The organism is Lysinibacillus sp. Bpr_S20, from assembly GCF_023337835.1.
GTDB lineage: Bacteria > Bacillota > Bacilli > Bacillales_A > Planococcaceae > Lysinibacillus.
Genome location: NZ_JALNLQ010000003.1, coordinates 257839 through 284779, shown reverse-complemented (window position 1 = coordinate 284779; position 26941 = coordinate 257839). Strand labels below are relative to the sequence as shown.

At 37.2% G+C, this 26941-nt stretch carries 25 protein-coding genes and 1 riboswitch; of the genes, 19 read left to right on the top strand and 6 right to left on the bottom strand.

What is annotated here, in order from left to right:
• Positions 1 to 129 precede the first annotated feature (129 nt).
• The 5 genes from MWJ95_RS09165 (at position 130) to MWJ95_RS09145 (ending at position 6944) form a co-directional block, all read left to right on the top strand.
• Positions 130 to 1821, top strand: coding sequence for a methylmalonyl-CoA mutase family protein (locus MWJ95_RS09165; protein ID WP_349294138.1), 1692 nt, complete (start codon positions 130 to 132; stop codon positions 1819 to 1821).
• The gene (gene scpA / locus MWJ95_RS09160; protein WP_249105121.1) at positions 1818 to 3971 is read left to right on the top strand and encodes a methylmalonyl-CoA mutase; all 2154 of its coding nucleotides are present in this window, start codon (positions 1818 to 1820) and stop codon (positions 3969 to 3971) included. The genes MWJ95_RS09165 and scpA overlap by 4 nt, the downstream gene beginning before the upstream one ends.
• Entirely contained in the window at positions 3971 to 5068 is a 1098-nt protein-coding gene (meaB, locus tag MWJ95_RS09155) for a methylmalonyl Co-A mutase-associated GTPase MeaB (RefSeq protein ID WP_249105119.1), read from the top strand. Before scpA ends, meaB begins: the two co-directional genes overlap by 1 nt.
• Positions 5069 to 5302: 234 nt before the next feature.
• Positions 5303 to 5743 (top strand): BrxA/BrxB family bacilliredoxin, encoded by a 441-nt coding sequence (locus MWJ95_RS09150; protein ID WP_249073666.1) that lies wholly within the window; start codon positions 5303 to 5305, stop codon positions 5741 to 5743.
• Positions 5744 to 5966: 223 nt separating this feature from the next.
• Entirely contained in the window at positions 5967 to 6944 is a 978-nt protein-coding gene (locus MWJ95_RS09145) for an aromatic acid exporter family protein (protein WP_249105117.1), read from the top strand.
• Positions 6945 to 6964: 20 nt separating this feature from the next.
• Here MWJ95_RS09145 and prli42 read toward each other — a convergent pair whose 3' ends face one another.
• The gene (prli42, locus tag MWJ95_RS24450) at positions 6965 to 7060 is read right to left on the bottom strand and encodes a stressosome-associated protein Prli42 (protein ID WP_158003016.1); all 96 of its coding nucleotides are present in this window, start codon (positions 7058 to 7060) and stop codon (positions 6965 to 6967) included.
• Between the two features lie 125 nt (positions 7061 to 7185).
• Between prli42 and mce the strand changes: the two genes are divergently transcribed.
• The 3 genes from mce (at position 7186) to MWJ95_RS09125 (ending at position 10599) form a co-directional block, all read left to right on the top strand.
• Complete coding sequence (gene mce, locus MWJ95_RS09135) at positions 7186 to 7599, top strand: methylmalonyl-CoA epimerase (RefSeq protein ID WP_249073668.1); 414 nt, start codon at positions 7186 to 7188, stop codon at positions 7597 to 7599.
• Positions 7600 to 7604: 5 nt separating this feature from the next.
• Positions 7605 to 9152, top strand: coding sequence for an acyl-CoA carboxylase subunit beta (locus MWJ95_RS09130; RefSeq protein WP_249073669.1), 1548 nt, complete (start codon positions 7605 to 7607; stop codon positions 9150 to 9152).
• Between the two features lie 481 nt (positions 9153 to 9633).
• Positions 9634 to 10599 carry a coiled-coil domain-containing protein gene (locus tag MWJ95_RS09125; protein WP_249105115.1) on the top strand — a complete coding sequence of 322 codons (966 nt, stop codon included), beginning with the start codon at positions 9634 to 9636 and terminating at the stop codon, positions 10597 to 10599.
• A gap of 473 nt (positions 10600 to 11072) precedes the next feature.
• Here the strand turns inward: MWJ95_RS09125 and MWJ95_RS09120 are convergent, their stop codons facing one another.
• On the bottom strand, positions 11073 to 11843 hold the full coding sequence (locus tag MWJ95_RS09120; protein ID WP_249073671.1) for a YheC/YheD family protein: 771 nt from the start codon (positions 11841 to 11843) through the stop codon (positions 11073 to 11075).
• Between the two features lie 263 nt (positions 11844 to 12106).
• Between MWJ95_RS09120 and aepX the strand changes: the two genes are divergently transcribed.
• The 9 genes from aepX to MWJ95_RS09075 all read left to right on the top strand — a co-directional run bounded on the left by aepX (position 12107) and on the right by MWJ95_RS09075 (position 21766).
• Positions 12107 to 13009 (top strand): phosphoenolpyruvate mutase, encoded by a 903-nt coding sequence (gene aepX / locus MWJ95_RS09115; RefSeq protein ID WP_249105114.1) that lies wholly within the window; start codon positions 12107 to 12109, stop codon positions 13007 to 13009.
• Positions 13010 to 13013: 4 nt separating this feature from the next.
• Positions 13014 to 14141 carry a phosphonopyruvate decarboxylase gene (aepY, locus tag MWJ95_RS09110; RefSeq protein ID WP_249073673.1) on the top strand — a complete coding sequence of 376 codons (1128 nt, stop codon included), beginning with the start codon at positions 13014 to 13016 and terminating at the stop codon, positions 14139 to 14141.
• 128 nt (positions 14142 to 14269) lie between these two features.
• On the top strand, positions 14270 to 15376 hold the full coding sequence (locus MWJ95_RS09105) for a 2-aminoethylphosphonate aminotransferase (protein WP_249105113.1): 1107 nt from the start codon (positions 14270 to 14272) through the stop codon (positions 15374 to 15376).
• Between the two features lie 554 nt (positions 15377 to 15930).
• Positions 15931 to 17046 carry a M20/M25/M40 family metallo-hydrolase gene (locus tag MWJ95_RS09100; RefSeq protein ID WP_249105111.1) on the top strand — a complete coding sequence of 372 codons (1116 nt, stop codon included), beginning with the start codon at positions 15931 to 15933 and terminating at the stop codon, positions 17044 to 17046.
• 25 nt (positions 17047 to 17071) lie between these two features.
• Entirely contained in the window at positions 17072 to 17563 is a 492-nt protein-coding gene (locus tag MWJ95_RS09095) for a chemotaxis protein CheW (RefSeq protein ID WP_249073676.1), read from the top strand.
• 248 nt (positions 17564 to 17811) lie between these two features.
• Positions 17812 to 18018, top strand: coding sequence for a DUF6366 family protein (locus tag MWJ95_RS09090; protein ID WP_249073677.1), 207 nt, complete (start codon positions 17812 to 17814; stop codon positions 18016 to 18018).
• Between the two features lie 232 nt (positions 18019 to 18250).
• A riboswitch (cyclic di-GMP riboswitch) is annotated at positions 18251 to 18340 on the top strand.
• A 43-nt stretch (positions 18341 to 18383) separates the two neighbouring features.
• Positions 18384 to 19271, top strand: coding sequence for an amidase (locus MWJ95_RS09085; protein ID WP_249105109.1), 888 nt, complete (start codon positions 18384 to 18386; stop codon positions 19269 to 19271).
• Between the two features lie 437 nt (positions 19272 to 19708).
• Positions 19709 to 20296: an O-methyltransferase gene (locus tag MWJ95_RS09080; protein ID WP_249073679.1), complete on the top strand. Its 588-nt coding sequence runs from the start codon at positions 19709 to 19711 to the stop codon at positions 20294 to 20296.
• A 258-nt stretch (positions 20297 to 20554) separates the two neighbouring features.
• Entirely contained in the window at positions 20555 to 21766 is a 1212-nt protein-coding gene (locus MWJ95_RS09075) for an MFS transporter (protein ID WP_249105107.1), read from the top strand.
• Positions 21767 to 21933: 167 nt separating this feature from the next.
• Here the strand turns inward: MWJ95_RS09075 and nspC are convergent, their stop codons facing one another.
• The 3 genes from nspC to MWJ95_RS09060 form a co-directional block, all read right to left on the bottom strand.
• Positions 21934 to 23073: a carboxynorspermidine decarboxylase gene (nspC, locus tag MWJ95_RS09070; RefSeq protein WP_249105105.1), complete on the bottom strand. Its 1140-nt coding sequence runs from the start codon at positions 23071 to 23073 to the stop codon at positions 21934 to 21936.
• On the bottom strand, positions 23070 to 24299 hold the full coding sequence (locus MWJ95_RS09065; protein ID WP_249073682.1) for a saccharopine dehydrogenase family protein: 1230 nt from the start codon (positions 24297 to 24299) through the stop codon (positions 23070 to 23072). Before MWJ95_RS09065 ends, nspC begins: the two co-directional genes overlap by 4 nt.
• A gap of 215 nt (positions 24300 to 24514) precedes the next feature.
• On the bottom strand, positions 24515 to 24721 hold the full coding sequence (locus MWJ95_RS09060; protein WP_249073683.1) for a hypothetical protein: 207 nt from the start codon (positions 24719 to 24721) through the stop codon (positions 24515 to 24517).
• 27 nt (positions 24722 to 24748) lie between these two features.
• Between MWJ95_RS09060 and MWJ95_RS09055 the strand changes: the two genes are divergently transcribed.
• Together MWJ95_RS09055 and MWJ95_RS09050 are read left to right on the top strand one after the other, a co-directional pair.
• The gene (locus MWJ95_RS09055) at positions 24749 to 25021 is read left to right on the top strand and encodes a hypothetical protein (RefSeq protein WP_249105103.1); all 273 of its coding nucleotides are present in this window, start codon (positions 24749 to 24751) and stop codon (positions 25019 to 25021) included.
• Between the two features lie 188 nt (positions 25022 to 25209).
• A complete protein-coding gene (locus MWJ95_RS09050) occupies positions 25210 to 25947 on the top strand; it encodes a tetratricopeptide repeat protein (protein ID WP_249105560.1) in 738 nt (245 codons plus the stop codon).
• 185 nt (positions 25948 to 26132) lie between these two features.
• On the opposite strand, the gene MWJ95_RS09045 is transcribed toward MWJ95_RS09050, so the two are convergent.
• On the bottom strand, positions 26133 to 26864 hold the full coding sequence (locus MWJ95_RS09045) for a response regulator transcription factor (RefSeq protein WP_249073684.1): 732 nt from the start codon (positions 26862 to 26864) through the stop codon (positions 26133 to 26135).
• Positions 26865 to 26941 lie beyond the last annotated feature (77 nt).

The following is a 26941-nucleotide window of genomic DNA, read 5'->3' as shown; positions in this document are numbered from 1 at the left end:
TTGTCGGAAGCCTGTTGTATAACGGTTTCCGATTTTTTTTTTGCTTTGCGAGTCGCAATTTGTCATGTAGAATAACAAATAGAAACTACTAAGGGGGGAAGCTGATTAAGCGTCCGCATGTCAAACAACATGAAAAATATTGAATTTGAAAAGCCGTCTTATTCAGAATGGCAAGATGCAGCAATCAAGGCTTTAAAAGGGAAACCATTCGAGTCTCTTTTAACGAAAACGAGTGAAGGTATTACATTAGAACCTCTTTACACCCAAGAAAGTTTAGTAGCAAAACTTGGTGAAGAACTTGATAAACAAGTTGCTACGATCCGTTCCCTACAAAATAACGAAGCATTTCGAGTGGCACAGCAAATATATGCTGAAACAAGCGAGGCATTTTTCGCACAGCTTGATGATAGCTTAGCTCGAGGCAATGAAGTAGTAACAATTGATAGCCGTGTAAATTTTGAATGGACTGAAGAAGTATTGGCACAATTAGCGACTTATTTCTCAGAATATTCGTTTAAAATTACGGTTGAAAATTCAAATGACCCATTATTAGCAGTATTCGACAAAATTGCAGTTGATCAGCGTAAAGCTGTAAAAGGTTTCATCGTATCGAAAAATCCAATCTCTTTAAATGATTTCCCGAGCGTGCGCTCAATCGGTGCGGACACAACGGTTTATCATAATGAGGGAGCAAACGCTGTGCAAGAGTTAGCATATGCACTTGCATTAGCTGCAAAATACGCAAATCAAGAAGAAAGCTTTGAAACGTTCGCGAAGAAATTTTATGTATCCTTTGCAGTTGATACACAGTTCTTTACAGAGATTGCCAAACTCCGTGCTTTTAAAGTACTTTGGAAAGCGTTCTCATCCGCTTATGGAGAATCGAATTGTGTACAAGTTCCAACTATTGCCGAAACATCGTTAAGAAGCTTCTCGAAGCTAGATGTTTATGTAAACTTATTACGTTCGGCAAATGAAGCGCTTTCGGGCTTAATTGGTGGTGCGGATGTCTTTACAGTTCACCCCCATGATGCATTAACGAAACCAACAGATCAATCGGTTCGTATTGCACGAAACGTATCCTTAATCTTAAAAGAAGAAACAAATGTTTTAAAAGTTATAGACCCAGCTGGTGGCTCTTACTTTATTGAGTCATTAACAGCAGATTTTGTGAAAGAATCTTGGGCATTATTCTTAGAAATTGAAGCAGCTGGCGGCATTGACGCTTACACTGCATCTGGAAAGCTTACGGAGGAACTAGAAAAATCTTATCAAGCTCGTATCCAATCGGTACAAACACGTAAGCAATCCTTAATCGGTACAAATATTTATGCTAATCCAGCAGATGTGCTTGAAAGCGAAACGAACACAGCGTTTGCAAAAATTAAACGAATTGCAATACCTTTCGAACAGCTACGTGCGGAAATGACAGCGGCAAATGTGAAAACTGGAATTTTGGCATTAGGCACACTAAAAAGCTCAAAACCACGTGCTGATTTCGTGTCAGGTTTCTTAAACACTGTAGGTTTAGTTCCAGAAAAAAGTGAACCAGTTGCTACAGTTGAAGAAGCATTAGCTTGGTTAAACACTACGGAAGCAACTTATGTGGTAATTGCGGGTAATGATGACAATGCAAAAGAATTAGTACCAGCCATTTTAGCAGGCAAACCAGCTAACGTCATAGTTGACGTTGCAGGTAAATTTAAAGACGAAGAAGAAGCTTGGTTAGCAAATGGTTTAAACGGCTTTATTTTCGCAGGACAAAACATCATCGAAAAATTAAACGCAGTGTTCGCTAGCATGAAGGAGGTCCAACGATGAGCAAGCCAAATTTTAGTGCAGTTGAAATCGAAAAAGTTTTAGCAGCAGAAGCACCTCAAGCGTCTGAAGAAAAATTCATGACCAATGAAGGTATCGAAATAAAAGAAGTATACACAAAAGAAGATATTAAAGAGGCAAAACATTTAAACGATGTAGCTGGTATTGCGCCAAATACGCGCGGTCCATACCCTACTATGTATGTAGCTCGTCCTTGGACTGTTCGCCAATATGCTGGTTTCTCAACAGCTGAAGAATCAAATGCATTCTACAAACGGAATTTAGCAATGGGTCAAAAAGGTCTTTCTGTTGCCTTTGACTTAGCAACTCACCGTGGCTATGACTCAGATCATCCTCGGGTTACAGGGGATGTTGGTAAAGCTGGAGTAGCGATCGATTCTGTAGAGGATATGAAAATATTATTTGACCAAATTCCTTTAGATCAAATGTCAGTTTCTATGACAATGAATGGTGCTGTATTACCAGTTCTTGCATTCTATATTGTTGCTGCAGAAGAGCAAGGCGTTACACCAGACCAATTAGCGGGTACGATTCAAAACGATATTTTAAAAGAATACATGGTTCGTAACACATACATTTATCCACCAGCCATGTCGATGAAAATTATTGCAGATATTTTTGAATATACAGCGAAATTTATGCCGAAATTTAACTCTATTTCGATTTCTGGTTACCATATTCAAGAAGCTGGTGCAACAAATGACATCGAGCTTGCTTATACATTAGCAGATGGTCTTGAATATGTTCGTACAGGGCTAAAAGCTGGAATTGATATTGATGCCTTTGCACCACGTTTATCGTTCTTCTGGGCAATCGGTATGAATTATTACATGGAAGTGGCAAAAATGCGTGCAGCACGACGAATTTGGGCACAAATGATGTCAACGTTTAATCCCAAAAATCCTAAAACATTAGCACTTCGTACACATTCACAAACATCTGGTTGGTCTTTAACAGAGCAAGATCCATTTAACAATGTGGCACGTACATTAATCGAAGCTAATGCGTCTTCAATGGGGCATACACAATCTCTGCATACAAATGCACTTGATGAAGCGATTGCGCTACCAACTGATTTCTCTGCACGTATTGCACGTAATACACAGCTGTTCCTACAAGAAGAAACAGCGATGACAAAAGTTATTGATCCGTGGGGCGGTTCGTACTATGTGGAGAAATTAACGGACGAAATTACAAAATCTGCGTGGGCATTAATTGAAGAAATCGAAGAACTAGGCGGTATGGCGAAAGCGATTGAAACAGGTCTTCCAAAAATGAAAGTCGAAGAGGCTGCAGCAAAACGTCAAGCGAAAATCGACTCTAAAACAGAAACGATTGTTGGCGTCAACAAATATCGTTTAGAAAAAGAAGAACCTATCGACATTCTTGACATTGATAATACATTAGTTCGTCAAAAGCAAATTGAGCGTCTAGAGGCAATGAAGGCAGCTCGAGATGAAGCAGAAGTACAAAAACATTTAGCTCGATTAACGAAAGCTGCGCAAGATGGAGAAGAAAACTTATTAGCAGTAGCTGTCGATGCAGCGCGTGCTCGAGCTTCTTTAGGAGAAATTTCTGATGCAATCGAAGTTGTTTCTGGTCGCCATAAGGCAGTAATACGTTCAATCTCTGGTGTTTACTCTGCAAACTTTTCAGATGAAGAGCAAATTGCTGAAGTGAAACAAATGACAGAAGAGTTCCTTGAAAACGAAGGTCGTCGCCCACGTATTTTAGTAGCGAAAATGGGACAAGATGGACATGACCGAGGTGCAAAGGTTGTGGCAACAGGTTATGCTGATTTAGGCTTTGACGTAGATATTTCACCATTATTTATGACACCTGCTGAAGCAGCTCAAATGGCTGTGGAAAACGATGTTCATGTTATTGGTGTATCATCATTAGCAGCTGGTCATAAAACGCTAGTTCCTGAATTAGTAGCGGAGTTAGAAAAACTAGGTCGTGAAGATATCATTATTATTGTTGGTGGTGTAATTCCAGCACAAGATTATGATTTCCTTTATGACGCAGGCGCAGTAGCGATTTTTGGACCGGGTACAGTTATTCCTGTATCGGCACAAAAGATTATTGAAGAGATTTACAAACGTTTAGGCTATGAGGAAGTGTCTGAATAATGGACAAAAACAAAGGAATGCCTGAAAGTGCGCTATTTGTAATGAACGGAGTAGAGGCAACTCACGACGGAATGCAATATGGTACACCGAAAAAATTCCGAAAGAAAAAAGCAGACAATTTAAACATACAGGAGCTTGCGCGAGAAGTACGTGCGAGCTCTCGTACACATTTGTCAAAAGCTATTACACTCATTGAAAGTTCCAATGCGACACATAAAGTGCAAGCACAAGAACTTCTACAAGAGCTTCTGCCACATACAGGAAACAGTGTCCGAATTGGGATAACAGGTGTTCCAGGTGCGGGAAAGAGTTCATTCATTGAGGCTTTCGGAACGATGCTTTGTGAGATGGGAAAAAAAGTGGCAGTCCTTGCGATTGATCCAAGCTCTTCTTTATCGGGAGGAAGTATACTTGGCGATAAAACTCGAATGGAGGAGCTCGTAAAAAAGCCCAATGCATTTGTGCGCCCCTCTCCATCAGCGGGTACCCTAGGGGGTGTTCATAAAAAGACACGTGAAACAATGCTTGTTTGCGAAGCGGCTGGCTACGATGTCATTTTAATAGAAACAGTCGGCGTTGGACAAAGTGAAACGTATGTTCGAGGTATGGTTGATTTCTTCTTACTGTTAGTTTTAACAGGTGCTGGTGACGAGCTTCAAGGCATGAAAAAGGGCATTATGGAGTTAGCAGATGCCATTGTTGTTCATAAGGCTGATGGTGATAATGTTCGCCTTGCGAAAAAAACAGTATCGGAGTATAAGCAAATTTTACATTTCCTTCAACCCGCAACTCCTGGGTGGATGTCCACAGCAATGCCTGTAAGCTCTTGGGAAAAACGTGGTCTCGACAAAGTATGGAGTACAATAGGGGAATTCAGACAAATCGTTGAGGCAAATAATTATTGGTCTGTCAGACGCCAGAACCAGACGAGAGATTGGTTTCAGTCGATGATTACCGACCATTTAATCGATATGTTTTATGGTAATCCAGAACGAAAAGCTCAGGTGCAACTTTTAGAACGTCAAATTTTAAATGGACAGTTGACAGTAACACAAGGTGTAGATCGTTTATTTAGCGATGAACAATCACAGAAATAATCTGCCGTTTATGAGCAACTAGGTGCACAAATTCGTCACTAACTGCTATGATAGGAGATGTATGAGTGTCGAATATCTAAAGCTAGTAAGTTTAACTTCGTTCAGTTAAATGAAGTTAAAGCTTCCGGCGGTTGTCACGGAATCAGCATGTGCTACGACAAAGCTGATCCGGACGCAATTATGCCGGTGCATAATGGATGATGATGACGCGAACTTGAAAGGAGCTATCGCTATATGAATATGGATTACGATTTATTTATGCAAGAAATTTTAAAAACAGCACGCGGAGAAATTGAGGCAGCTGGTTATGAACAGCTTCGCACACCAGAAGCCGTTGAAGAGGCGTTTGCTCGTCCAGGTACAACATTAGTCATGGTAAACTCAGTATGTGGCTGTGCAGGAGGTATCGCACGTCCAGCAGCAGCACAATGCGTACATTACGATAAACGTCCAGACCACCTTGTAACAGTATTTGCTGGTCAAGATAAAGAAGCGACTGCAGCTGCTCGTTATCACTTCGGTGAAGATCATTTACCATCTTCCCCATCATTTGTGTTATTAAAGGATGGACAAGTAGTAGCAGAAGTTGGACGCTATGAAATTGAGGGGCATGACCCAATGTCAGTAGTAACAAACTTACAAGCAAACTTTGAGGAATACTGCGACGAACTTTAATTTTATTCAATGAAAAAAGCTATATTTAGCAAAAAACTCCGCAGGCTATAAAATGTCTGCGGAGACTTACTTCTAAAAAGTTCTCCGAATTAGCATCGCTTTCTCCACTGATTCCAGTAGAATTGCATTTAGAATTTTTGTAATATTGGCTAAACGATGAGCTTATAGTTTTCTTTGAAATGAATAAAATAAGTAGAGTACTAAAAGATAGGAGGCAGTCGACTTGAAGAAGTTTTCAATCGGCTATCGTACATTAAAAACGGCATTTGGTGCAGCAATCGCTATTGCCATTGCTCAATACTTTGAATTAGCTTCTTATGCATCTGCTGGTATTCTAACAATATTATGTGTACAACCAACGAAGAAAAAATCTCTTCATGCTGCTTATACACGATTTGTCGCAAGTATTATCGCAATGTTTTATGCATTTTTGAGCTTTGAGCTATTTTCTTATCATCCGCTTACATTAGCAGCTATGCTAATCGTATTTATACCAACAATTGTGTCATTAAAGGTTGCAGATGGCTTTGTCTCTAGTGCAGTTATTATCATGCATATTTATGCGGCTAAAAGCTTTTCATTGGCACTTGTGTATAATGAATTCGCATTAATGGCAATTGGTTATGGTACGGGAATAGCTATAAATATGTATATGCCAGACATTCAAAAGGAATTAAATTACTACCGAGTTAAAATTGAGGAACTTTACAGTAAGATTTTTTTAGAAATTGCCAACTATTTAAGGGAAGGCGATACATCGTGGGATGGGAAGGAAATTATTGAAGCGATTAAAGCTTTAAATAGTGCGAAATCCCTAGCGTTTAAAGATGTTGAAAATCATTTTACGAGACGAGAAAATGACTACTACGTTTATTTTGATATGCGTGAACAGCAGCTAGAAATTATCGATAGGGTTCTTCCAAAAATAACGGCCTTGCCTGTTATAGTACAAGAGGCAGTAATCGTTGCTGACTTTTTGCAGGACCTTGGTGAGCATGTACATTCTGGAAATACGGCTAGTCGTTTTAGAGAGAAATTAGAGCAAGTAAAAATAGATTTCGCCCAGTTACCTTTACCGAAAAATCATGAACAATTTCTTGCACAAGCGGCACTCTATCAATTTATAGAGGAAATGGATCGATATTTAGAAATAAAGCAGACTTTTAAGGGATTGAAGGTAAAGAAAGAGCGCCCGCAATAATGCGGACGCCTTGCTTTTCATTATACTAGCATTGATAAGCCGAATGCTAGAGATGAGATTACCATGATTGCGACCATAGTATAAACAACGATTTTTTGAAATTTTTTATTACTCATATGCTCGTTCGCTCCTTCTTTTCTTATAAATAGTTTATCAAATCTGAAAAATTTCTCAAGTAGTAGAGTTTTGACGAAAAAGTCTGTAAAATAGATTATGTACCATAACAGAAGGAGATGTCACCATGGAGAGAGTAGATCATATTGGGATTGCAGTCCGCGATCTTGATGAACGCATTACATATTATACAGAAACTTTAGGCTTAAAGTTGCTAAAAGTGGAAGAAGTAGAATCTCAACAGGTTCGTGTTGCATTCATTGATGCGGGTAATGTGAAAATTGAGTTATTAGAACCGATGAGTGAAAAAAGTACTATTCACGGATATATCGAAAAACGTGGAGAGGGTATCCACCATGTTGCTTTCGGTGTAACAGGAATTCGTGAGCGTATGGCTGAGCTTCGTGAAAAAGGCGTACGTCTTCTATCCGAGGAGCCAGGACCAGGTGCTGGTGGTGCAGAGGTTGCTTTCATGCATCCGAAATCATCTTTCGGTGTGTTATATGAATTATGCGATAAAAGTGGAAAAGGGGAAAAGTGATCAGTATGGATATGTTCGACAAAATTAATGACTTGTATGACCGTAAGACAGTAATTGAACTTGGTGGCGGCTATGAGCGCATCGAGAAGCAACATGATAAAGGCAAATTAACTGCTCGTGAGCGTATTGAATTATTACTAGACGAAGGTACATTTTTTGAGATCAACCCATTCATTACACACCGTACAGTAGACTTCGGCATGGAAAAGATGGAAGGCCCTGGTGATGGTGTAGTAACTGGTTTTGGTAAAATTAATGGACGTCCAGTATACTTATTCTCTCAAGATTTCACAGTTTTTGGTGGAGCGCTTGGTGAAATGCACGCCAAAAAAATGGCAACAGTGATGGATCTAGCTGCTAAAAATGGTACACCATTTATCGGTATTAATGATTCTGGTGGCGCTCGTATTCAAGAGGGTGTACTTTCCCTTGATGGGTATGGTCATATTTTCTATCGTAATGCAATCTACTCTGGGGTAATTCCTCAAATCTCAGTCATCATGGGGCCATGTGCTGGGGGAGCGGTATATTCTCCAGCAATTACAGACTTCATTCTAATGGTTGATAAAACATCTCAAATGTTTATTACAGGACCTAAAGTTATCGAAACTGTAACAGGTGAACAAATCTCAGCCGAAGATTTAGGTGGTTCAAAAGTAAACAATGCTGTAAGTGGTAACGCACACTTCCGCGCACCATCTGAAGAAGAAGCTATTAATCAAATTAAGAAACTATTAAGCTACTTACCACAAAATAATAAAGAAAAAGCTCCGCGTCAGGCACGTCCAGAGGGTGATGACTATCGTCCGGAAATCGTGGATGCTGTGCCAATCGAAACAACTCGTCCTTATGATGTACGTAAAGTAGTTGAGCAAATAGTGGACGAAGGCTCATTTATGGAAGTTCATTCAGAGTTTGCGAAAAACGTAGTAGTTGGTTTTGCGCGTATTGCTGGTGAATCAGTTGGTCTTGTATGTAACCAACCTAAAGTATTAGCTGGTGGATTAGATATTGATTCTTCAGACAAGGCTGCTCGTTTCATTCGTACTTGTGATGCTTACAATATACCTATCATCACATTTGAAGATGTTTCTGGTTTCTTCCCAGGCGTTAAACAAGAGCATGGCGGTATTATTCGTCATGGCGCGAAAATCCTTTATGCATACTCAGAAGCAACGGTACCTAAAATTACAGTGATTCTACGTAAAGCATACGGTGGTGCATACGTTGCGCTTAACTCTAAATCAATTGGGGCAGACTTAGTATTTGCTTGGCCTAACGCAGAAATTGCTGTTATGGGTGCAGCAGGTGCAGCAAACATTATCTTCGCTCGTGAAATTGCAAAATCAGAAGATCCAGAAGCAACACGTGCAGCGAAAATTGAAGAATATAAAGAAAAATTCGCAAACCCATACGTGGCAGCATCTCGCGGCATGGTAGACGATGTTATCGATCCACGTGATACACGTATTAAGCTAATTCAAGGGCTAGATATGTTATCCAACAAACAAGAAACACGTCCAGAGAAAAAGCACGGCAACATTCCTCTATAAGAAATTGTACAAGCCTAGTAGTCATTCGATTACTGGGCTTTCATGTTGTTGAAAAACTATTGTGACAATGAAATTAAAGTAACCTAATAAATAAAGTATGACTTTTCGTCAAAAAGAGGGGTTGATTTCCGTTCCGACTGCCCGCTTCGCTTGCTCTCCAGTCTGTGACGCTAATCCCCAAGGAGTCGACCAGTATCCACTCCAATCAACATCTCACTTAGCATGTATCTTCTTACATTCACGTTAATTTATAGTGATAATTTAATAGCTCAGCCATGAATGTTTAATGTGCAAAAGGAAACGTTAGAAGCAATTGCAAAAGCGTAGTGCTAACGTAGCGGAAATCATAGCCTTCTAATTAATTGGAATGGATAAAAAAGTTAATAAATACGCTTGATAATAAAAGATTAATTAGAAATGACAGATAATTGAAACATATCCTCATTTCATTCGTACATATATGTAAGAGGAGATGAGATGAATGGAATGGAAACAATTACAAAAAGAGCAAGAGGAGATTTACGCACAATTAAGAACTGCTAGTAGGTTAAGTGAACAAAAGGTTTTAATAGAAAAGCAAATCGAGCGTACACAACAAGAAATTCACAATCATTCTAAAGCTCTCAATCAAATTCGTTTGAAACTTGATAAGTTAGAAGGCTTTTCTTTTATGAATATGATTCGGACGTGGACAGGGCAACAAGATGAGCTACGTGCAGAAAAAATTGATAAAGCAGCCATTCTTGAATTAAAAATAAATGAAGCAAAAAAGATGGAAGTTGATTTGATAGATGATTTAGGACAATTAAATACTAAACTTACGCAAATTAATGAACAGGAGCTGCAAGAAGCTTTACCCCAATTAAATGCTAAAAAGAAAGGCTACTTACAAATACATGAGCCTGAACAGGCAAAAAAGCTTGATCAATTAGCGCATGAAGAAATGTTAACGAAACAACTAATTTTAGAGATAGACGAGGCAGAAGTAGCCGGTGAAGCAGCACTTACTAAGCTTGGACAAGCCGCAGAATCCTTGCATTCGGCAAATGGTTATTCAACGTGGGATACGTTCTTTGGTGGGGGACTTATTGCAACACATTTAAAGCATGATGCACTTGATAAGTCTGAAAATTATCTTCATAATGCTCAAATTGCATTACAGCGTTTCCATAACGAACTACTGGATGTTCATGATATGTCAACGAAATCATTAGCAATTGAAACAGATGGATTTGTAAAATTTGCGGACTATTTCTTTGATGATATTTTTTCAGCTTGGTCAGTCCATTCTAAAATATCTACCGCAAGAGAGCAGGTTTCTCGTGTGCAAGATGATGTACATAATACGATCTTGCGTTTACAGGATAAACGTAATAAAGCAGGTGACTATTTGCAGTCACTACAAAAAGAAAAAGAAGCGATCTTTCAAAACGTCGATATAAAATAACCTGTGAAAAGAATCTCCTCTTTTCACAGGTTTTTTCTTCGTTTAGCAAATGGGATGATTGTGGTTTCCTTTTCAAGCCCGTTTTCCTGTGATTGAGCATCGGACCGCTGTCTTCGCTTTCTTAACTATTGTTAAATGTTGCTGACACAACGTTAGCACTATGCTTTCGCACAGATAATACATTGTTGCAGTCGCTTATGCCTTTAATACTGCTCAATGCTATATACATAAGCGCTGCGTCTTTGTGTCTCCCCGAACTTGCACCAACCAGTTCGCGTTTGAAAAAATCGACAAATAAACATACATAGTGCCATTTTTCCTTTAAGGTAAATTCCTAATCGTTCACAAGTAACGGATGCAATTAAGTTTCTTCTTTCCTTTAACTATAATAGGAGTAAATAGGGGAAGTAATTGTTTGATGTCTGTCAATTGATAGAAATATGCTGGTGACTAACATGAAAAATAACTACATTTCAATCTTCGCCTTCATTTTGCATTTTTCTAATCTCAACAATGTTCTTCCAGATCGCCCTATCAATTTTGGCAAAACTACTTATGCTTGGCGTTGTATTTACTTCAAATAATATAGGTTCTCCTTTATGATTTATTCCAAAATCAATGCCATATTCTCTACAAGGAAAGTGGGATTCAATTACTTCAGATGCTAAAATAGAATCTTTTTTTAGTGAGTCTATTGTTTTATCTTTCTCTGTATTGTCCATCATCATATAAACTGATAATAATTCATCAATCGGTATTACTTGAGAACCCCGATTTGAATTAACAATCCCATGATCCTCAGTTGCAATTCTTCCGTACATTCCACTAATTACCCATGTTCCCTTTAGATTTTGAACATGAACACGAATGGAAATTGAATCTCCATTAGGGGTTAGACTCATGACCCCCTCCTGTATAATATAATTTCCGCTTAATTTACCATGTTTCTCATATGGGTGTAGAACTTGATGGAAATCCTCAATTGTTGCCACACATTTATTAATTTCTTCGCCTTGCATAGTAAATCCATTAAAACAATACTGTCCATCTTTTCTTTTGTAGACTTTATAAATCGCTCTTCCTTGCCCAGTGCTATTATGTTTCACATAAACATACTCATACTTATTTAATAAATAGATTAAGTTTTCTAGACTGTAATGTGTTGATTCTGGAATGAAGTTAGTTGTTAAAGAATTTTGATTTAAAAGTAAGAATTGTTCCCATTTTCCTAGTGCGTTTTTCAATAAACTCACCTCATTTAGTAAGATATTTTTATTTCTTTTGTATAAATAGGGTAGTCCTCTTCACTTATGGTGATTACTGTATTGTATATAAATTGATTTATCTTGCATGGGTGGATGGAATTGGTAACGTAATTATTCTCTCTTTATCTTTATACTTCCATTTTTTTGACTTCAAAATCATTAGTATCTAATGTATCTGCCCTATAAATCTTTACTTGTAGCCATATGATAATATGATATGTCGAGTAAGGAGAGGGAAGATATTGAAAAAAACGACGAAATTAAAAGAAATAATATATTCAGACAAACTTGAGTTTTTAATGGAAGCACATAACGGTCTTTCCGCAAAAATTGTTGAGGAAGTTGGTTTTAAAGGGATTTGGGCGAGTGGTCTATCGATATCAGGATCATTGGGTGTAAGAGATAATAATGAAGCATCATGGACGCAGGTATTAGATATACTTGATTTTATGAGTGATACGACAACAATTCCCATCCTATTAGATGGGGATACAGGATATGGGAATTTTAATAATGCTCGGAGGTTAGTTAGAAAACTAGAACAATTGAACATTGCTGGAGTCTGTATTGAGGATAAAATTTTCCCGAAAACGAACTCGTTTATTAATGGGGAAGCACAACCTCTCGCATCAATTGAAGAATTTTGCGGGAAAATAAAAGCAATGAAAGATACTCAAGAGGATGAAGACTTTATGATTGTAGCTAGAGTTGAGGCTTTTATTGCAGGCTTGGGATTAGATGAAGCCCTTAAACGTGCGGAAGCTTACAGGAGGGCAGGCGCCGATGCAATTCTTGTGCATAGTAAAAAATCAGATTTTATAGAAATTGAAGCATTTATGAAGGAATGGGGTGGAAGGCATCCAGTGGTTATTGTGCCTACAAAATATTATACAACTCCAACTAATGAATTCAGAAAAGTAGGAATAAGTACTGCAATCTGGGCTAACCATAACTTAAGAGCATCGATCACTGCTATGCAGAACATCTCCAAACAAATCCTAAAAGATGAAAGTCTCATTCAAGTAGAAAAATCGATCGTAAGCGTGCAAGAGATTTTTAGACTCCAAAATGCTGAGGAGCTTCAAAAAGCAGAGAAGAAGTATTTGCCATCAACTAATAACCAATTACAACCCGGAACGGAGTGATGGTATGTTAAATACAAATGAATTTGGAAATGAGCTTAAAAGACTTGGTTTTGATTTTTACAGTGGGGTCCCATGTTCATTTTTAAAGAATCTTATTAACTATTCCATAAATGAGTGTGAATATATTGCTGCAGCCAACGAAGGTGATGCTGTAGCCATTGCTTCAGGAGCATACCTTGGGGGAAGGAAATCAGTTGTTTTAATGCAAAACTCCGGTCTAACTAATTGTATCTCCCCTTTGACTTCCTTAAACTACCCCTTCCAAATACCTATACTTGGGTTTGTTAGTCTACGTGGAGAACCCGGATTGAATGATGAACCGCAGCATGAATTAATGGGACAAATTACGACACAAATATTAGATCTCATGCAAATAAAATGGCAATTCTTATCTCCTGATGAAAGTGAGGCTAAGGGACAGCTTGAAGAAGCTAACAAGTGGATTGAAGCAAATCAACCATTCTTTTTTGTAGTGAAAAAAGAAACATTTACAAGTGAGAAATTGAAGATAGAGCAACGTCTTAATCATAAAAATATGAAAAAAAGTGAAAAAAATGACTTAGATGAAATGCCAAGTCGTTTTGACACTTTAAAAGTGATAAATGGTCTCAAAGATATGAAAACAGTATTAATGGCAACAACTGGTAAAACAGGAAGAGAACTATATGAGGTTGAGGATTCTGATAATAATCTATATATGGTTGGTTCCATGGGTTGTGTCGGTTCTTTAGGCTTAGGATTAGCCTATACGCGAAAAGATAGAGATGTAGTTGTTATTGATGGAGATGGTTCCCTCCTTATGCGAATGGGGAGCTTATCTACAAATGGCTACTATCAACCTGAAAACATGCTCCACATTCTTCTAGATAATCAAGTTCACGATTCAACTGGAGGGCAAAATACCGTTTCTCACAATGTTAATTTTGTCAATATTGCTGCAGATTGCGGGTATGAAAATGCATACTATATCCACAATTTACATGAGCTTGAAATGTGTATTCAAGAATGGAAAATGACAAAAGGGCTGACTTTTATTTATTTGAAAATCTCAAAGGGATCTAAAAAAAATCTAGGACGCCCAAAAGTTACTCCAAGTGAAGTTAAAACTCGTCTACAGGGATTTATTAAATAATTTCTCTGAAAATGAATATTAGTAGGTTAATCTTGCCTATAAGAAGCCTCTTTACCGTACTGAAACTTTGTTGAGCGAGATAATCCGAACCGCGGTAAAAGTGTAATAAAATTTAAGGGAGGAGTACCGTGAAGAATATTAAAAGAAATATATTACTGAATCCCGGACCTGCCACTACAACAGATACGGTTAAATATGCACAAGTGGTACCTGATATTTGCCCTCGTGAAGATGACTTCAGCCAATTATTACAATTTGTTACTTCTGAAATTACTAGCTTAGTTTCAGAAGAGAATCAATATTCAACCGTTTTATTCGGTGGTTCAGGTACTGCTGCTGTAGAGTCAATCTTGAGTTCAGTAATGACTGATGGGGTTATAGTAATCATTAATAACGGAGCTTATGGTAAAAGAATGTGTGAAATTGCAGAAGCTTATCAGCTAGATTGGATTGAGTTTGTAAGTCCACCCGATCAACCGATAAAATTAGATCAGTTACATTCATTTATTCAAAGCATTCCACGAAAAGTTTCTTTTCTAGCTGTCGTGCATAATGAAACAACAACGGGATTATTAAACGATATAGAATCGATTGGCTCCATTTGTGAAGAAAATGAGATTAATATGATGGTAGATGCAATGAGTTCGTTTGCGGCTATTCCTATTAATATGAGTAAAATGAAAATAAGTTATTTGGCGGCTAGTTCCAATAAAAATCTTCAAGGAATGGCAGGAGTCTCTTTTGTTATAGCTAAAAAAAGCGAACTAGAAAAAGGAAAGACAAAAAAGCCGACAAATTATTACTTGAATCTTTATTCTCAATATACCCATTTCATCGAGACGGGTCAGATGCGCTTTACTCCGCCTATACAAACTATCTATGCGCTAAAACAGGCGATTGTAGAATTAAAAGCAGAAGGAATGAAAGAAAGATATGAACGATATTCTCAATGTTGGGAAACCTTAATAGAAGGCCTCTCTAGACTCGGTTTAAGATATCTTGTCCCTGTGGAGCACCATTCAAAAATTATTACAGCAATAGTAGAGCCCGAAAGTGAAAAGTATAATTTTAAAGAAATGCATGATTATTTTTATGCTAATGGGATAACGATATATCCTGGAAAAATTTATCAATTAAATTCTTTTAGGGTAGCCAACATTGGTGATATAAGCAAAGATGATATCGAGCACTTTTTAACTTTATTAGAAACATATCTTAAAAACCTGAATTGTTGACGGAACAGTGGAAAACTAACATCTTATGTAGGTGATATTAATAAATTTGCTTTTCCTTGTTATGGGGTGCTTTAGTTGAAGATCCATATTCTAGAAAAACCAATCTTTCGTTTATAAAAATGATTAGCGATATACAAGTTAAACCTCGTATTTTGATCAAACTTTGTTCAAAATACGAGGCTTATTTTTATCCTAAAATAGAGGATTATCGATTATATTCAATCTTTTTTCAAAAATTACAGAGGCTGGGCGAAACCTTGGGGATCAGCTGATAACGCCTTCGTGACCAACCTCGTGTCGCTACGTTAACACTCTGCTTTCGCGCAGAAAACATTAGTTGGCCCGGCGCCCTCAGGAAGGCGCCTAGTAGGAACGGAAATCAACCCCTAGTTTTACCGAAGAGTTGTACTATTTACGCCAAAGAGTAATTGATATTCCTTTCTAAAAATACCGTAGTTCCTGTAAGCGAATTATTTCAACTCTTTAGACGTTGTGCTAAAATAATACATATACTATAACGTGGAAAACCACGTAAACTAAGGGAGTCCTACAACATGACAAGTCGTTTAGTAGAAGAGTTTTTTGAGCTCGTACAAATCGATTCAGAAACAAAACATGAAGAAGTGATAGCGCCGATTTTAATCGACAAATTAACAGCGCTTGGTTTTACAGTAGAACAAGATGACGCCCATGCTCGTAACGGGCATGGAGCAGGTAATATACTTGCTACTCTAAAGGGTTCATTAGATGTCGAACCAATATATTTTACTTCTCATATGGATACAGTTGTTCCAGGTAAAGGGATTAAACCGTCTCTTCGTGAAGATGGCTATATCGTTTCAGATGGTACAACAATTTTAGGTGCTGATGACAAAGCTGGTCTGGCCGCACTATTTGAAATGGCTAAACGCTTAAAAGAGCAAAATATTGAACATGGTGATATAGAATTTATTATTACGGCTGGCGAAGAAAGTGGACTTGTTGGCGCTAAAGAGTTAGATCCATCTAAAATTAAAGCGAAATATGGCTTTGCCGTAGACAGTGATGGCAAAGTAGGAGGGATTGTTACAGCAGCTCCGTTCCAAGCTAAAATTTTCGTTAAAATAATTGGGAAAACTGCGCACGCTGGTGTTGCTCCAGAAAAAGGAATTTCAGCGATTACGGTTGCTTCCAAATGTATTGCACAAATGAAGCTAGGTCGATTAGATGAAGAAACAACAGCCAATATTGGTCGCTTCGAGGGAGGCCAAGCAACAAATATTGTATGTGATGAAGTAACGATTCTTGCAGAAGCTCGTTCAATCGACGAAGCGAAGTTAAATGCTCAAACTAAGCATATGCAGGAGACGTTTGAGCAAGTTGCTGCTTCATTAGGAGCAAAGGCTGAAGTTGAAGTGAAGCTAATGTATCCTGGATTCCGTGTCACAGAATCAGATAAAGTTGTTCAAGTGGCAATGGAAGCCGCTCGCAACATCGATCGTACACCGAAGCTTGGTATTTCAGGCGGCGGTTCCGATGCTAATGTTATTGCAGGTTTTGGCATCCCTACAGTAAATCTTTCTGTTGGGTATGAGGACATTCATACAACAAATGAAAAAATCCCAGTAGAAGAATTAGAGAAATTAGCAGATTTACTAGTTGAAATCGTAAAAGAGTCTGCGCAAAAATAACAACAGTTTCGAAGGATGTGACCGCATGGAGAATGTAAAGGCTGTAGTTTTTGCTTGTGGTACAGAGGAATATGCAGTACCTGTAGAACAAGCGATTTCGATTGAAAAGTTAGAGCAAGTAACACCGATTCCTCATTTGCCTAATTATCTTCTAGGCTTCACAAGAATTCGTGGCGAGCTAGTGCCTGTGCTTGATTTTGAGCGTATTCTTTATAATCGTGCCTCTAATGCTACAACGGCACGGATTATTGTGTTAAACACGGATGTTGTGAACTATGGATTACTTGTAACAGAAGCTCGTGAAATTCTTGATTTTGATGAGTCGGTACTAAAGCAGATGGGACTTGTCAATTATTCAAAAACACGTTACTTTACAGCTGTAGCAAATCTTGAAAATCGTATGATTACATACGTGGATCCGAAAATACTTGTCAATTCATTGGAGGGTATACGTGAAATAATTAATTATTTGCACAAAATGCTTGAAAATGAAAAAGAAAACGTAGAGGCTTTATAAAACTACGAGTTAATTCCATACAATCATACACACCATAGTTGAAGTTTTAGACAGAATTACAAATTTGTGATTCTGTCTTTCTTTTTCCATGCAATAAAAGGAAAATGAATACACGATGTCGAATGTTAAGCTTATCACTAAAACGAGTGTTTGAGTTCCATTGAGCACTTCACTCATAAAAATAAGCATAATTATGAATGTATCTTTAGTATAAATAAGTAAATAATATTTTGGGAGGTATTTGCCACATGGATTCAAAGATAAAGGAAACACTAGAAGAGAAAAGGGAGCGTTTAAGACAAAATGAATTAAAAAACAATCCTACTGGTGCTCTTAACGATGGCATAAATAGAGGCAGTGGTGGGAATTTAAATGGTATGGGTTGGAAGGAAACGCTGCTAGTAGCTGTTGTATTATTTATAGGCTATATTGCATACAAATTGTTTTTCAGTTAGAGATATTGAAAGGAATTAATAGTGCATTCCATAACCCCCAATTGCCACGCCAAACATCTATTCACCATCATTCTATTCAAAATGTCCCCTGAATATCATCTTCTTGTTTTTATTCTTATATAGTAAAAATAACCTGTGTTCATAGTATCTTTTTTGAAAGTTTTCAATAAAATTATGCGTTTTACCTACAGACAATTTCACTATAACGTCGTATTATTTAGGGTAAGAAAACTACTGTAAAAGGCAAACTTCACCGAAAGGGAAGGACGCAAAGCCATGAGTCTAAACACTATTATTAGTGCATGATTGTCAGGTTGCCAGGTTCTGTTCTATGAGCCTCGGCGAAGAGAATGGAGATGTAATAAATGGGAAGTCGTTCACTATCAAAAGCAATCATTGTTTTTTTAGTAACAATTGTAAGTACGCTAGGATTAACAATGGGAAAGGTAGACGCAAAGGCCATGCAAGATAGAGCTACTTGGTTATGGGATACGACAAAAATTGTCGAAAATGAATCAGGGGTACTCTCATTTTTAGAAAGTAAACAAGTTAATAAATTATATTTACAAATTAATAGTGAAATAGCAAGTAACGATTACAAAAGTTTTATCAATAAAGCAACATCAAAAGGTATAAAAGTATATGCGTTGGATGGTTCTGCAAGCTGGGTTTCAGCAGAGGGCTATAAAATGCAGGATCAGCTATTTGATTGGTTACGTACATATAATGAAGATGCATCCGCAACTGAGCGATTTTCTGGCGTTCATCTCGATGTAGAGCCCTACTTAAATAGTGGTTGGATCTCAAACCAAGAAAAAACGGTTGAGTCCTATCAAGCGCTTCTTACTAGAGCAAAAGGGGATAGCGATCAATTACAATTACCATTGGAAGTTGATCTGCCATTTTGGTTTGACGAGATCTCATACAAAAACCAATTTGGACAAGGTTTATTAGCTGATTGGGTGATTGATCAGGTAGAAAGTGTTTCGATAATGGCTTATCGAGATACTGCTAAAGCAATTATTAACATTGTTGAACATGAAATAAACTATGCAAAAAAAGTAAATAAATCAATTGTTATTGGTGTGGAAACAGGAGCTTCTGATGAAGGGAATAATATTACCTTTTATGATGATGGGGAAGCCTATATGAATAATCAGTTAGCACAAGTTCATAAACAGTATGCCAATAAAATAAGCTTTAATGGTTTTGCCATTCATCATGTTGATAGTTGGATGAATATGCAACCGTAAAAGTCCTCTCTAACTAAAACTGTTTAATTAATGAAAATTCTTATATGTAACACAATATATGTATAGAAATGAAAAGGATAGATGAGCTTAAGAAAATTAGCTCTATCTATCCTCTTTTTGTATAATTCAGGGTATGAATTGGCAGAATACCCCGCTTTGGAGTGAAATACCCGCGGAAAGGGGCAGAATACCCGCGCTTTGGAGTGAAATACCCGCGGAACTGAGCAGAATACCCACGCTTGACCTGCCTTGCATTGAGCATCATTTAGCTCCTGATAAAGTGCCTAATAGTGAGCTTTGGGTTCCTGTCATACCTAAATAATTACATAAAAGATTGTTGCTATTCAACTAACTGGTCGGGTTTGCTTAAGAAGGTTTTTAAAGAAGAATCAGCGTATATAGAAAGTGAAAAATCCATAATGAAGGTGGTTAATCTAATGTCTACTTTATATCGTTCGAATACATATATTCCGGAATTAGTTCAGGCTAGCAAGTTATTAGCTAAAAGAAATGATTTCGAAGGTTCCTGTTCAGATGAAGCTGGAAGACTATTATCAGTTCTCGTTGGACAAATAACACAAGGGGAAATTCTTGAGGTTGGAACTGGTTTTGGTGTAGGGAGTTCTTGGATGCTTTCTACCATTGCTCCAACAGTAAAATTTATTACGGTGGATCATTCAAAAGAAAAAATTGATGCTACTGCCAATCAAATTAGACATAATCAAGCGGAATTTATTTGTGGAGATTGGAAAGAGGTTATTGCAAAAGAGAAAGGGCCTTTTCAATTTATTTTTGCCGATGCAGCTGCTGCAAAAACGATTGAAGGAGAACTATTATTCGATACATTAGATATCGGAGGAATGTTATTTATGGACGATTTTACTCCTGAAGAGCATTTTCCGGATGAATGGAAAGGGAAACCCGATAAAGTTAGGGAATATTGGCTAAACCATAGTGGATTGATAGCAACAGAAATTTACTTAACACCAACTTCATCTGCAATACTAGCAACGAAGATAAAGTGATCATCCTTGGGTGAAGTAAACGAAAAGGGAGAATTTATTCTACGCGTTTGTAGATTATATCTACTTTTTTGTTCTAATTTGTAATATTTTGAAAAAATGCTATAATTCATATAAATATTTATGGGTGATACAAAACTTGTGATAAATCTACTTCCCCCAGATTTATCCGATATATGATAGGAGGCAAATTTAATGAATAGTCCAATTTAATATTCCTCTATTAAGCCAAAATTCGAATGAAATATCGGGGGAAATATAATGAAATTGAATAGAAATTTTTCTTTATTACTATTGGGTCAGTCACTCGCTAATATAGGCGATGTATTATATATAGTAGGTGTTATAAGTACAATTTTTGTATTAACAGATTCTGCATTTGCAGCATCGTTTGTACCATTTACGATTGCTTCTTCTATGTTTATATCTAGTCTGCTAACACCTCTTTTGGTGGAGAAATTCAATCTGAAATGGTTACTTGCTGGATCTCAAATTACAAAAACGATTTTACTCTTTATTCTAGGGTTTATGTTAATTGGTTTAACAGTAGCTAATTATTATTTTATCTTTTTTATAATAGGATTGATTGCTTTTTTTGATGGATGTGCAAATCCAATAAGACAGACTTTAACGCCGTACTATGTTAAACCTGAACATCTAATTCAAGCTAATGGAATTGCAGAAACAATTACGCAGATCATACAAGCAGGTATGTGGTTCGTAGGAAGTTCATTGCTCATGATTATGAGCTCTCAACAACTTATTTGGTTAGTTGGATGTTTATTTGTAATGGCAAGCATAATACTTTGCCTTTTAGAAAGTGTAAACAATCATGAAACAACCGAGCTAAAAGGGAAACTAGAAAAGATTAAAGAGGGTTGGAGAACTTTATCTAACACGCCAGTTTTAAGAAGAATTGCTTGGATAGAATTTTTGGAAACAATTGCAGCAACAGTTTGGATAGCTGCTATTTTATATGTATTTGTCAACGATGCTTTGAACGTCGGTGAAAAATGGTGGGGATTTATTAATGGAGCTAACTTCTTAGGTCTGATTTTAGGAAGTGCTTATTGTATTAAATTTTCCTCTTTTGTTGGAAGGAAAATAGCAACCTTTATTTTTGTCGGTTCATTCGCAAGTTTCTTATTCACAATATTATTTAGCATAAACAGCATTCCAATGATTTCCTTATTTTTATCGCTCCTTGTAGGGCTTTTTGGACAAATTAAACAAATTCCTCAACAAACGGTTATACAAACTAGTGTGTCAAAAGAACAGTTATCAACTGTTTATACCTCATTAGGTGCTATCGGAACTGGGATTTTTGGCGTTGGCTCTCTTGTTATGGGCGTATTAGCAGATTTGTTAGGAATTAGAATTGTATTCGTTATTTCGGGGCTATTACTTGCGATAGTAAGTACAATTGCTTATAAAAACAAGCCATTGTTTGTTAGAAATGTTTTGGAACAATAAAATTAAAGATGAAGGATTTATTAGCTTTTTAAGGTCTGAATAATAGTTTGTGAAGAAGGGCCATCATTTTTGATGGTCCTTCTTATTGTTTTAATAAAAAAGTACACCACTTATAAAAGTGATGTACTAATTGTTTATACAGACTATTGGAGAGGATTTTCTTTGTATTATGAAAGTCGACCGCTATAGTCTTCAAATTTAAATTCACGAATGACTTTAATGCCTTCTTCATTGTTATAAGAAACGATTGATGGAAGATTTACACCATTAAACATATGATTTTTCACCATTGAGTAATGCGCCATATCTGTAAATACTAGACGATCTCCTGGTTGTAAAGGCTGTTTGAATGAATAATCGCCAATTACATCACCAGCAAGACATGTAAGCCCGCCCAGGCGGTATGTGTAAGCTAGCTCATTCGGTTGACCAGAACCGATAATCATTGGGCGGTACGGCATTTCTAGAACGTCTGGCATATGGCAAGTTGCCGATGTATCTAAAATGGCTAGGTTCATACCGTTTTTTTGTACATCGAGAACAGTTGCTACTAAATAACCTGTATGAAGTGCAACAGCTTCGCCTGGTTCTAAATATACGAGAAGGTTATATTTGTCTTGAATGTAATTAATGATATTCACAAGCTTTTCTACATCATAATCCTCACGGGTAATATGGTGACCTCCACCAAAGTTTAACCATTTCATTTGATGTAACACATCACCAAATTTTTCTTCAACAACTTGTATAATACGCTCTAACGTATCAGAGTTTTGCTCACACATAGCGTGGAAGTGTAGGCCATCAATACCGTCAAGTTGTGACTTATCGAAGTTGGCTAAAGTTGTGCCAAGACGGGAATTCGTATAGCAAGGGTCGTAAAGTTCTGTTTCAATTTCAGAGTACTCAGGATTGATACGAATACCACACTCAATTGTTTTACCAGCAGATTTTACTTTGTCCTTATATTGGTGCCATTGGTTAAATGAATTAAACACAATATGATCCACATAACCAAGAAGTTCGTCCATTTCATGCTCCACATAGGCTGGAGCATAGACATGAACTTCTTTGCCCATTTTTTCATAGCCGAGTCGAGCTTCAAATAATGAGCTGGACGTAATCCCCGCTAAATATTCCCCCACTAATGGGAAGGTTGAATGCATTGAAAATCCTTTTAAGGCAAGTAAAATACGGCAACCCGTTCTATCTTGAATCGATTTTAAAAGTTCTAGATTTTTTGTTAATAATCGTTCATCCACTATGTAAGAAGGGGATGGAACTTTTGAGAAATCTATTGGCTTCATCGACTTAATTCCTTTGCATCTAACTCAAGGTCAAGTAATTCTGGATTATGGCTTTCTTGCCATGGTAGACCCCATTTATTTAATGCATCCATGAATGGATCTGGATTGAAGTCTTCTACATTCCAAACACCTGGTTTCCGCCATTGACCGTTCATCACAAGCATTGCACCGATCATTGCAGGTACGCCAGTTGTATAAGAAATAGCTTGCGAACCTACCTCGTTATAGCATTCTTCGTGGTCACAAACATTGTATACATAATAAGTTTTTTCCTTACCATCTTTTAGACCTCGAATAATACATCCGATATTCGTTTTTCCTTTTGTACGTGGTCCAAGTGATGCTGGATCAGGTAGTACAGCTTTAAGGAAGTGAATTGGTTGGATCATTTGTCCTTCAAATTCAATCGGCTCGATAGAAGTCATACCAACATTCTCTAATACTTTTAAATGTGTTAAGTATTTTTCAGAGAATGTCATCCAGAATCGAATTTGCTTTAAGCCTTTAATGTTTTTAGCAAGTGATTCAAGTTCTTCATGGTATAAAAGGTAAATATCTTTTGGTCCGATTTCTGGTAGGTTATAAACCTCTTTTTTCTCAAGTGGTGCAGTTTCTACCCATTCGCCTTCTTTCCAATAACGACCATTCGCAGTAATTTCACGAATGTTGATTTCTGGGTTGAAGTTTGTCGCGAAGTGGTAACCGTGATCACCAGCATTTGCATCTACAATATCTATGTAGTGGATTTCATCAAATTCATGTTTTTGTGCATGAGCTGTGAAAACGCCTGTTACACCTGGGTCAAAACCGCTACCAAGTAAAGCTGTTAAGCCGGCTTTTTCGAACTTCTCTTTATAAGCCCATTGCCATTTATATTCAAATTTTGCCGTTTCAGGTGGCTCGTAGTTTGCAGTATCCACATAGTGTACACCTGTCGCTAAGCAAGCATCCATAATCGTTAAGTCTTGATAAGGTAGTGCCACATTAATAACAACTTCTGGTCCAAAGGCTTTAATAAGTTCAATAACCTCTTCCGTATTGTCTGCGTCTACCTGTGCAGTATGAATCTTTGTTTTACCGCCATCTAGTTTTTCTTTTAGAGCGTCACATTTTGAAACAGTTCTACTTGCGATACAAATCTCCTCAAATACGTCCGAATTTTGAACACACTTGTGTACCACAACACTGGCCACTCCGCCAGCACCTATAATCAATGCTTTACCCAATTGTCTACCCCCAAATTCAAATAAGTATTGTCAAACAAGCTGATTATACAGAAAATTGAATCACTACTCAATGATTCTTTTTAAATTTTCTACAAAATTTTTTATATTTCAATAATAATCGTTCGAATTCAAAGGGGAACGCCACGAATAAAGAAGCATTTCATGAAAAAAAATCCCCTTAACTCTAAAGTGTAAAAGGGAAAATTCGGAAAACGTTATTTAAAAAAACGATTCGATATTTGTCGTTTTTCATCCTTCCATAAATAAAAAAAGATTAGGAGTAAAGTACTTAAAAACCCCATCACAAGGGCATATGTGCTGAAGGCCACATCTACTTGACTTTGCATAGCATAAATGAAAATAGCTCCTAGTGTTAACAAATTTCCCATAATCAGCGATACAAAATGAAATCGTCTATTCATAGCACAAGCCCTCCTATATATAGTTTCATGTTCTCAAAAAACGAAAATACACTTCAATTATCTCATAATTCAGAACTTTATCCAATGTTTTTTTATCGGGGTATTATCGTCACTGATGAGACGATGGAAAGACATGACTTACCGGCGAAAAGGCACGTGTTAGCGGCGAAAGGCATGAGTTTAGCGGCGAAAGGCATGAGTTTAGCGGCGAAAAGGCACGTGTTAGCGGCGGAAAGCCATGAGTTAGCGGCTGAAAACCATGTCCAAGCGGCGAAACCCCGTGCCGAGCAACGCGAGTGAAGCGGCTCATCGGATTCCCTCGAGAAAACGCCAAGTCGAAACGGAAATCAACCCTCACTGATTTATTGATTCGATATTAAATTAAAAGAATTATAGAAAAATTATTTCTATTTAGTTTGTTTTAGATTTAAAGATGGTAAACTACCTATAAGACTTTTCTTTTGGTGAAGGTGAGGATTTTAATAGTGATGAAACAGCTTGATGAGCAAGTTCAACAAATAAATGAATTATTTTTAAATGGTCATGTGAAAGAAAGCTATGAATTAGCCAAAGTACTGTTAGTTGATAATAAGTTTACAGAACATGAAGCATATCCAACAATTCAGCAGCACGTCGCATTGTTAGAAGCGAACGGATATGCAAATATGCCAGTTCCTTCTGCTGAAAAAGTAAAGCAAAGTGTTGAACGTACGGATGGCTCTTATCCAGAGCGCGATGTACTCGCTGCGTACATAGGAAGTGAGGATGAAGAGCAATTTGGAAAAGTAGTAGATGAATTATTAGCTGGTTCGGTCGAGGCACAAGCAAATGCTTACTATACGATGGCTGAGTATTTTGCTCTTGCTAAGGAGCAGGATAAAGCGCTTGTGCAATATGCGGAAGCGATCAAACTACAGCCGAATAAAGCACTTTACTGGGGAGCCTTCGCGCAGTTTTTGAGTCGAAATGAAGGCAGTCCGTACTTAGCATTACGTCTGATTGAAGAAGCTATTCATTTAGATAGCATGAACCCCCGCTGGTACTATATTCAAGGGAATATTTTTTTACAGCTTGTCGCAGCTACAAAAAATTTAAGCTATTTACCTGCTCTTGAAGAAGCGTGGGAGAAGGCTAAGAAACGTTGCTCTAATAAACAGGTTTCATTAAAAGTAGACATTGCGAAATCCAATGATGTACTGTCACAATGGAAAAAACGATTGTTATAAGCGGAATAGGGAATCCGACTTAAGCTTGTTAGACGGATTTGCTGCAATGAGTGGGGGAAATGATTATTGAATAGCAATTAATAAAACCAGGCAGAGATTGGTAGTGAAACCTTTGCCTGGTTTATTATTATATAAATGTCTTCTGATTCAGCACTCGGTTTTTATCGATTACTAACATCTTATTTTTATGCCCGCAAGCTTTCCGAATATTTTAATGCAAGCTGCGTTCGGGAAGTTACTTGAAATTTTCGATACAAATTTTGCAGATGCTTCTTTACTGTATTTTCACTAACATATAAATAAGTGGCGATTTCTGCATTTTTACATCCCTTACATAAATAAATTAACAGCTCTTTCTCACGTTGTGTAATTTGCAATGATTCACCTGGCTGAACATATTGATTTAATAAATAGACATTTTCAATCATCCGCTTTACAGTAGATAACTTTTGACTATCCTGCTCTGTAAATGGTATTTCTCCATATTTTCGCAAAAAGCCAATAGCGGCTGTTGGCTTTTGCTGATTGTATAGATACATAACCATCTCGTCTATAAAATCATTTTTTTGTAAAAAGCGCTCAACATAATACCGCTTTTTTTTCATCGATATGACTTCATTTCGTTGCATTAATTGAATATCGGGTTGATTTTGCATATTCACTGGGTGTAAAGGATCGTAATATTTATATTCATGTAGGTAATTTTGTACTGTATAAGTCTCCACATTGAAACAGACAGGGTGTTCATTTAATTCCCCATCTGCCACTTCCCAAAATACTGTATGTTCATATTGAAAACACTCACTCAATACTTGCAACATATTCAATTTAAAGTTTTCGCTTGTTTGTTGCATATTCATATTCGAAATCTTAAACGTTGCTTCTAATAAAAACTCCACCTCTTTATGTTCATGCAATATTAATTCCTCCTATTTTCTGCTTTAAGTTCATATATTCTCGTTCGTGAGAAATTATCCTTTTGGGTAATATCAAT

Bases quoted from the DNA above. Each gene is read 5' to 3' on its own strand.
- nspC (WP_249105105.1), bottom strand. From the start codon at position 23,073: ATGAAGCCAATAGATTTCTCAAAAGTTCCATCCCCTTCTTACATAGTG.
- MWJ95_RS09130 (WP_249073669.1), top strand. From the start codon at position 7,605: ATGGATATGTTCGACAAAATTAATGACTTGTATGACCGTAAGACAGTA.
- MWJ95_RS09075 (WP_249105107.1), top strand. From the start codon at position 20,555: ATGAAATTGAATAGAAATTTTTCTTTATTACTATTGGGTCAGTCACTC.
- MWJ95_RS09085 (WP_249105109.1), top strand. From the start codon at position 18,384: ATGGGAAGTCGTTCACTATCAAAAGCAATCATTGTTTTTTTAGTAACA.
- MWJ95_RS09095 (WP_249073676.1), top strand. From the start codon at position 17,072: ATGGAGAATGTAAAGGCTGTAGTTTTTGCTTGTGGTACAGAGGAATAT.
- MWJ95_RS09055 (WP_249105103.1), top strand. From the start codon at position 24,749: ATGTTCTCAAAAAACGAAAATACACTTCAATTATCTCATAATTCAGAA.
- meaB (WP_249105119.1), top strand. From the start codon at position 3,971: ATGGACAAAAACAAAGGAATGCCTGAAAGTGCGCTATTTGTAATGAAC.
- MWJ95_RS09060 (WP_249073683.1), bottom strand. From the start codon at position 24,721: ATGAATAGACGATTTCATTTTGTATCGCTGATTATGGGAAATTTGTTA.
- MWJ95_RS09125 (WP_249105115.1), top strand. From the start codon at position 9,634: ATGGAATGGAAACAATTACAAAAAGAGCAAGAGGAGATTTACGCACAA.
- MWJ95_RS09050 (WP_249105560.1), top strand. From the start codon at position 25,210: ATGAAACAGCTTGATGAGCAAGTTCAACAAATAAATGAATTATTTTTA.
- MWJ95_RS09165 (WP_349294138.1), top strand. From the start codon at position 130: ATGAAAAATATTGAATTTGAAAAGCCGTCTTATTCAGAATGGCAAGAT.
- prli42 (WP_158003016.1), bottom strand. From the start codon at position 7,060: ATGAGTAATAAAAAATTTCAAAAAATCGTTGTTTATACTATGGTCGCA.
- mce (WP_249073668.1), top strand. From the start codon at position 7,186: ATGGAGAGAGTAGATCATATTGGGATTGCAGTCCGCGATCTTGATGAA.
- MWJ95_RS09100 (WP_249105111.1), top strand. From the start codon at position 15,931: ATGACAAGTCGTTTAGTAGAAGAGTTTTTTGAGCTCGTACAAATCGAT.
- MWJ95_RS09150 (WP_249073666.1), top strand. From the start codon at position 5,303: ATGAATATGGATTACGATTTATTTATGCAAGAAATTTTAAAAACAGCA.
- MWJ95_RS09080 (WP_249073679.1), top strand. From the start codon at position 19,709: ATGTCTACTTTATATCGTTCGAATACATATATTCCGGAATTAGTTCAG.
- aepY (WP_249073673.1), top strand. From the start codon at position 13,014: ATGTTAAATACAAATGAATTTGGAAATGAGCTTAAAAGACTTGGTTTT.
- MWJ95_RS09090 (WP_249073677.1), top strand. From the start codon at position 17,812: ATGGATTCAAAGATAAAGGAAACACTAGAAGAGAAAAGGGAGCGTTTA.
- scpA (WP_249105121.1), top strand. From the start codon at position 1,818: ATGAGCAAGCCAAATTTTAGTGCAGTTGAAATCGAAAAAGTTTTAGCA.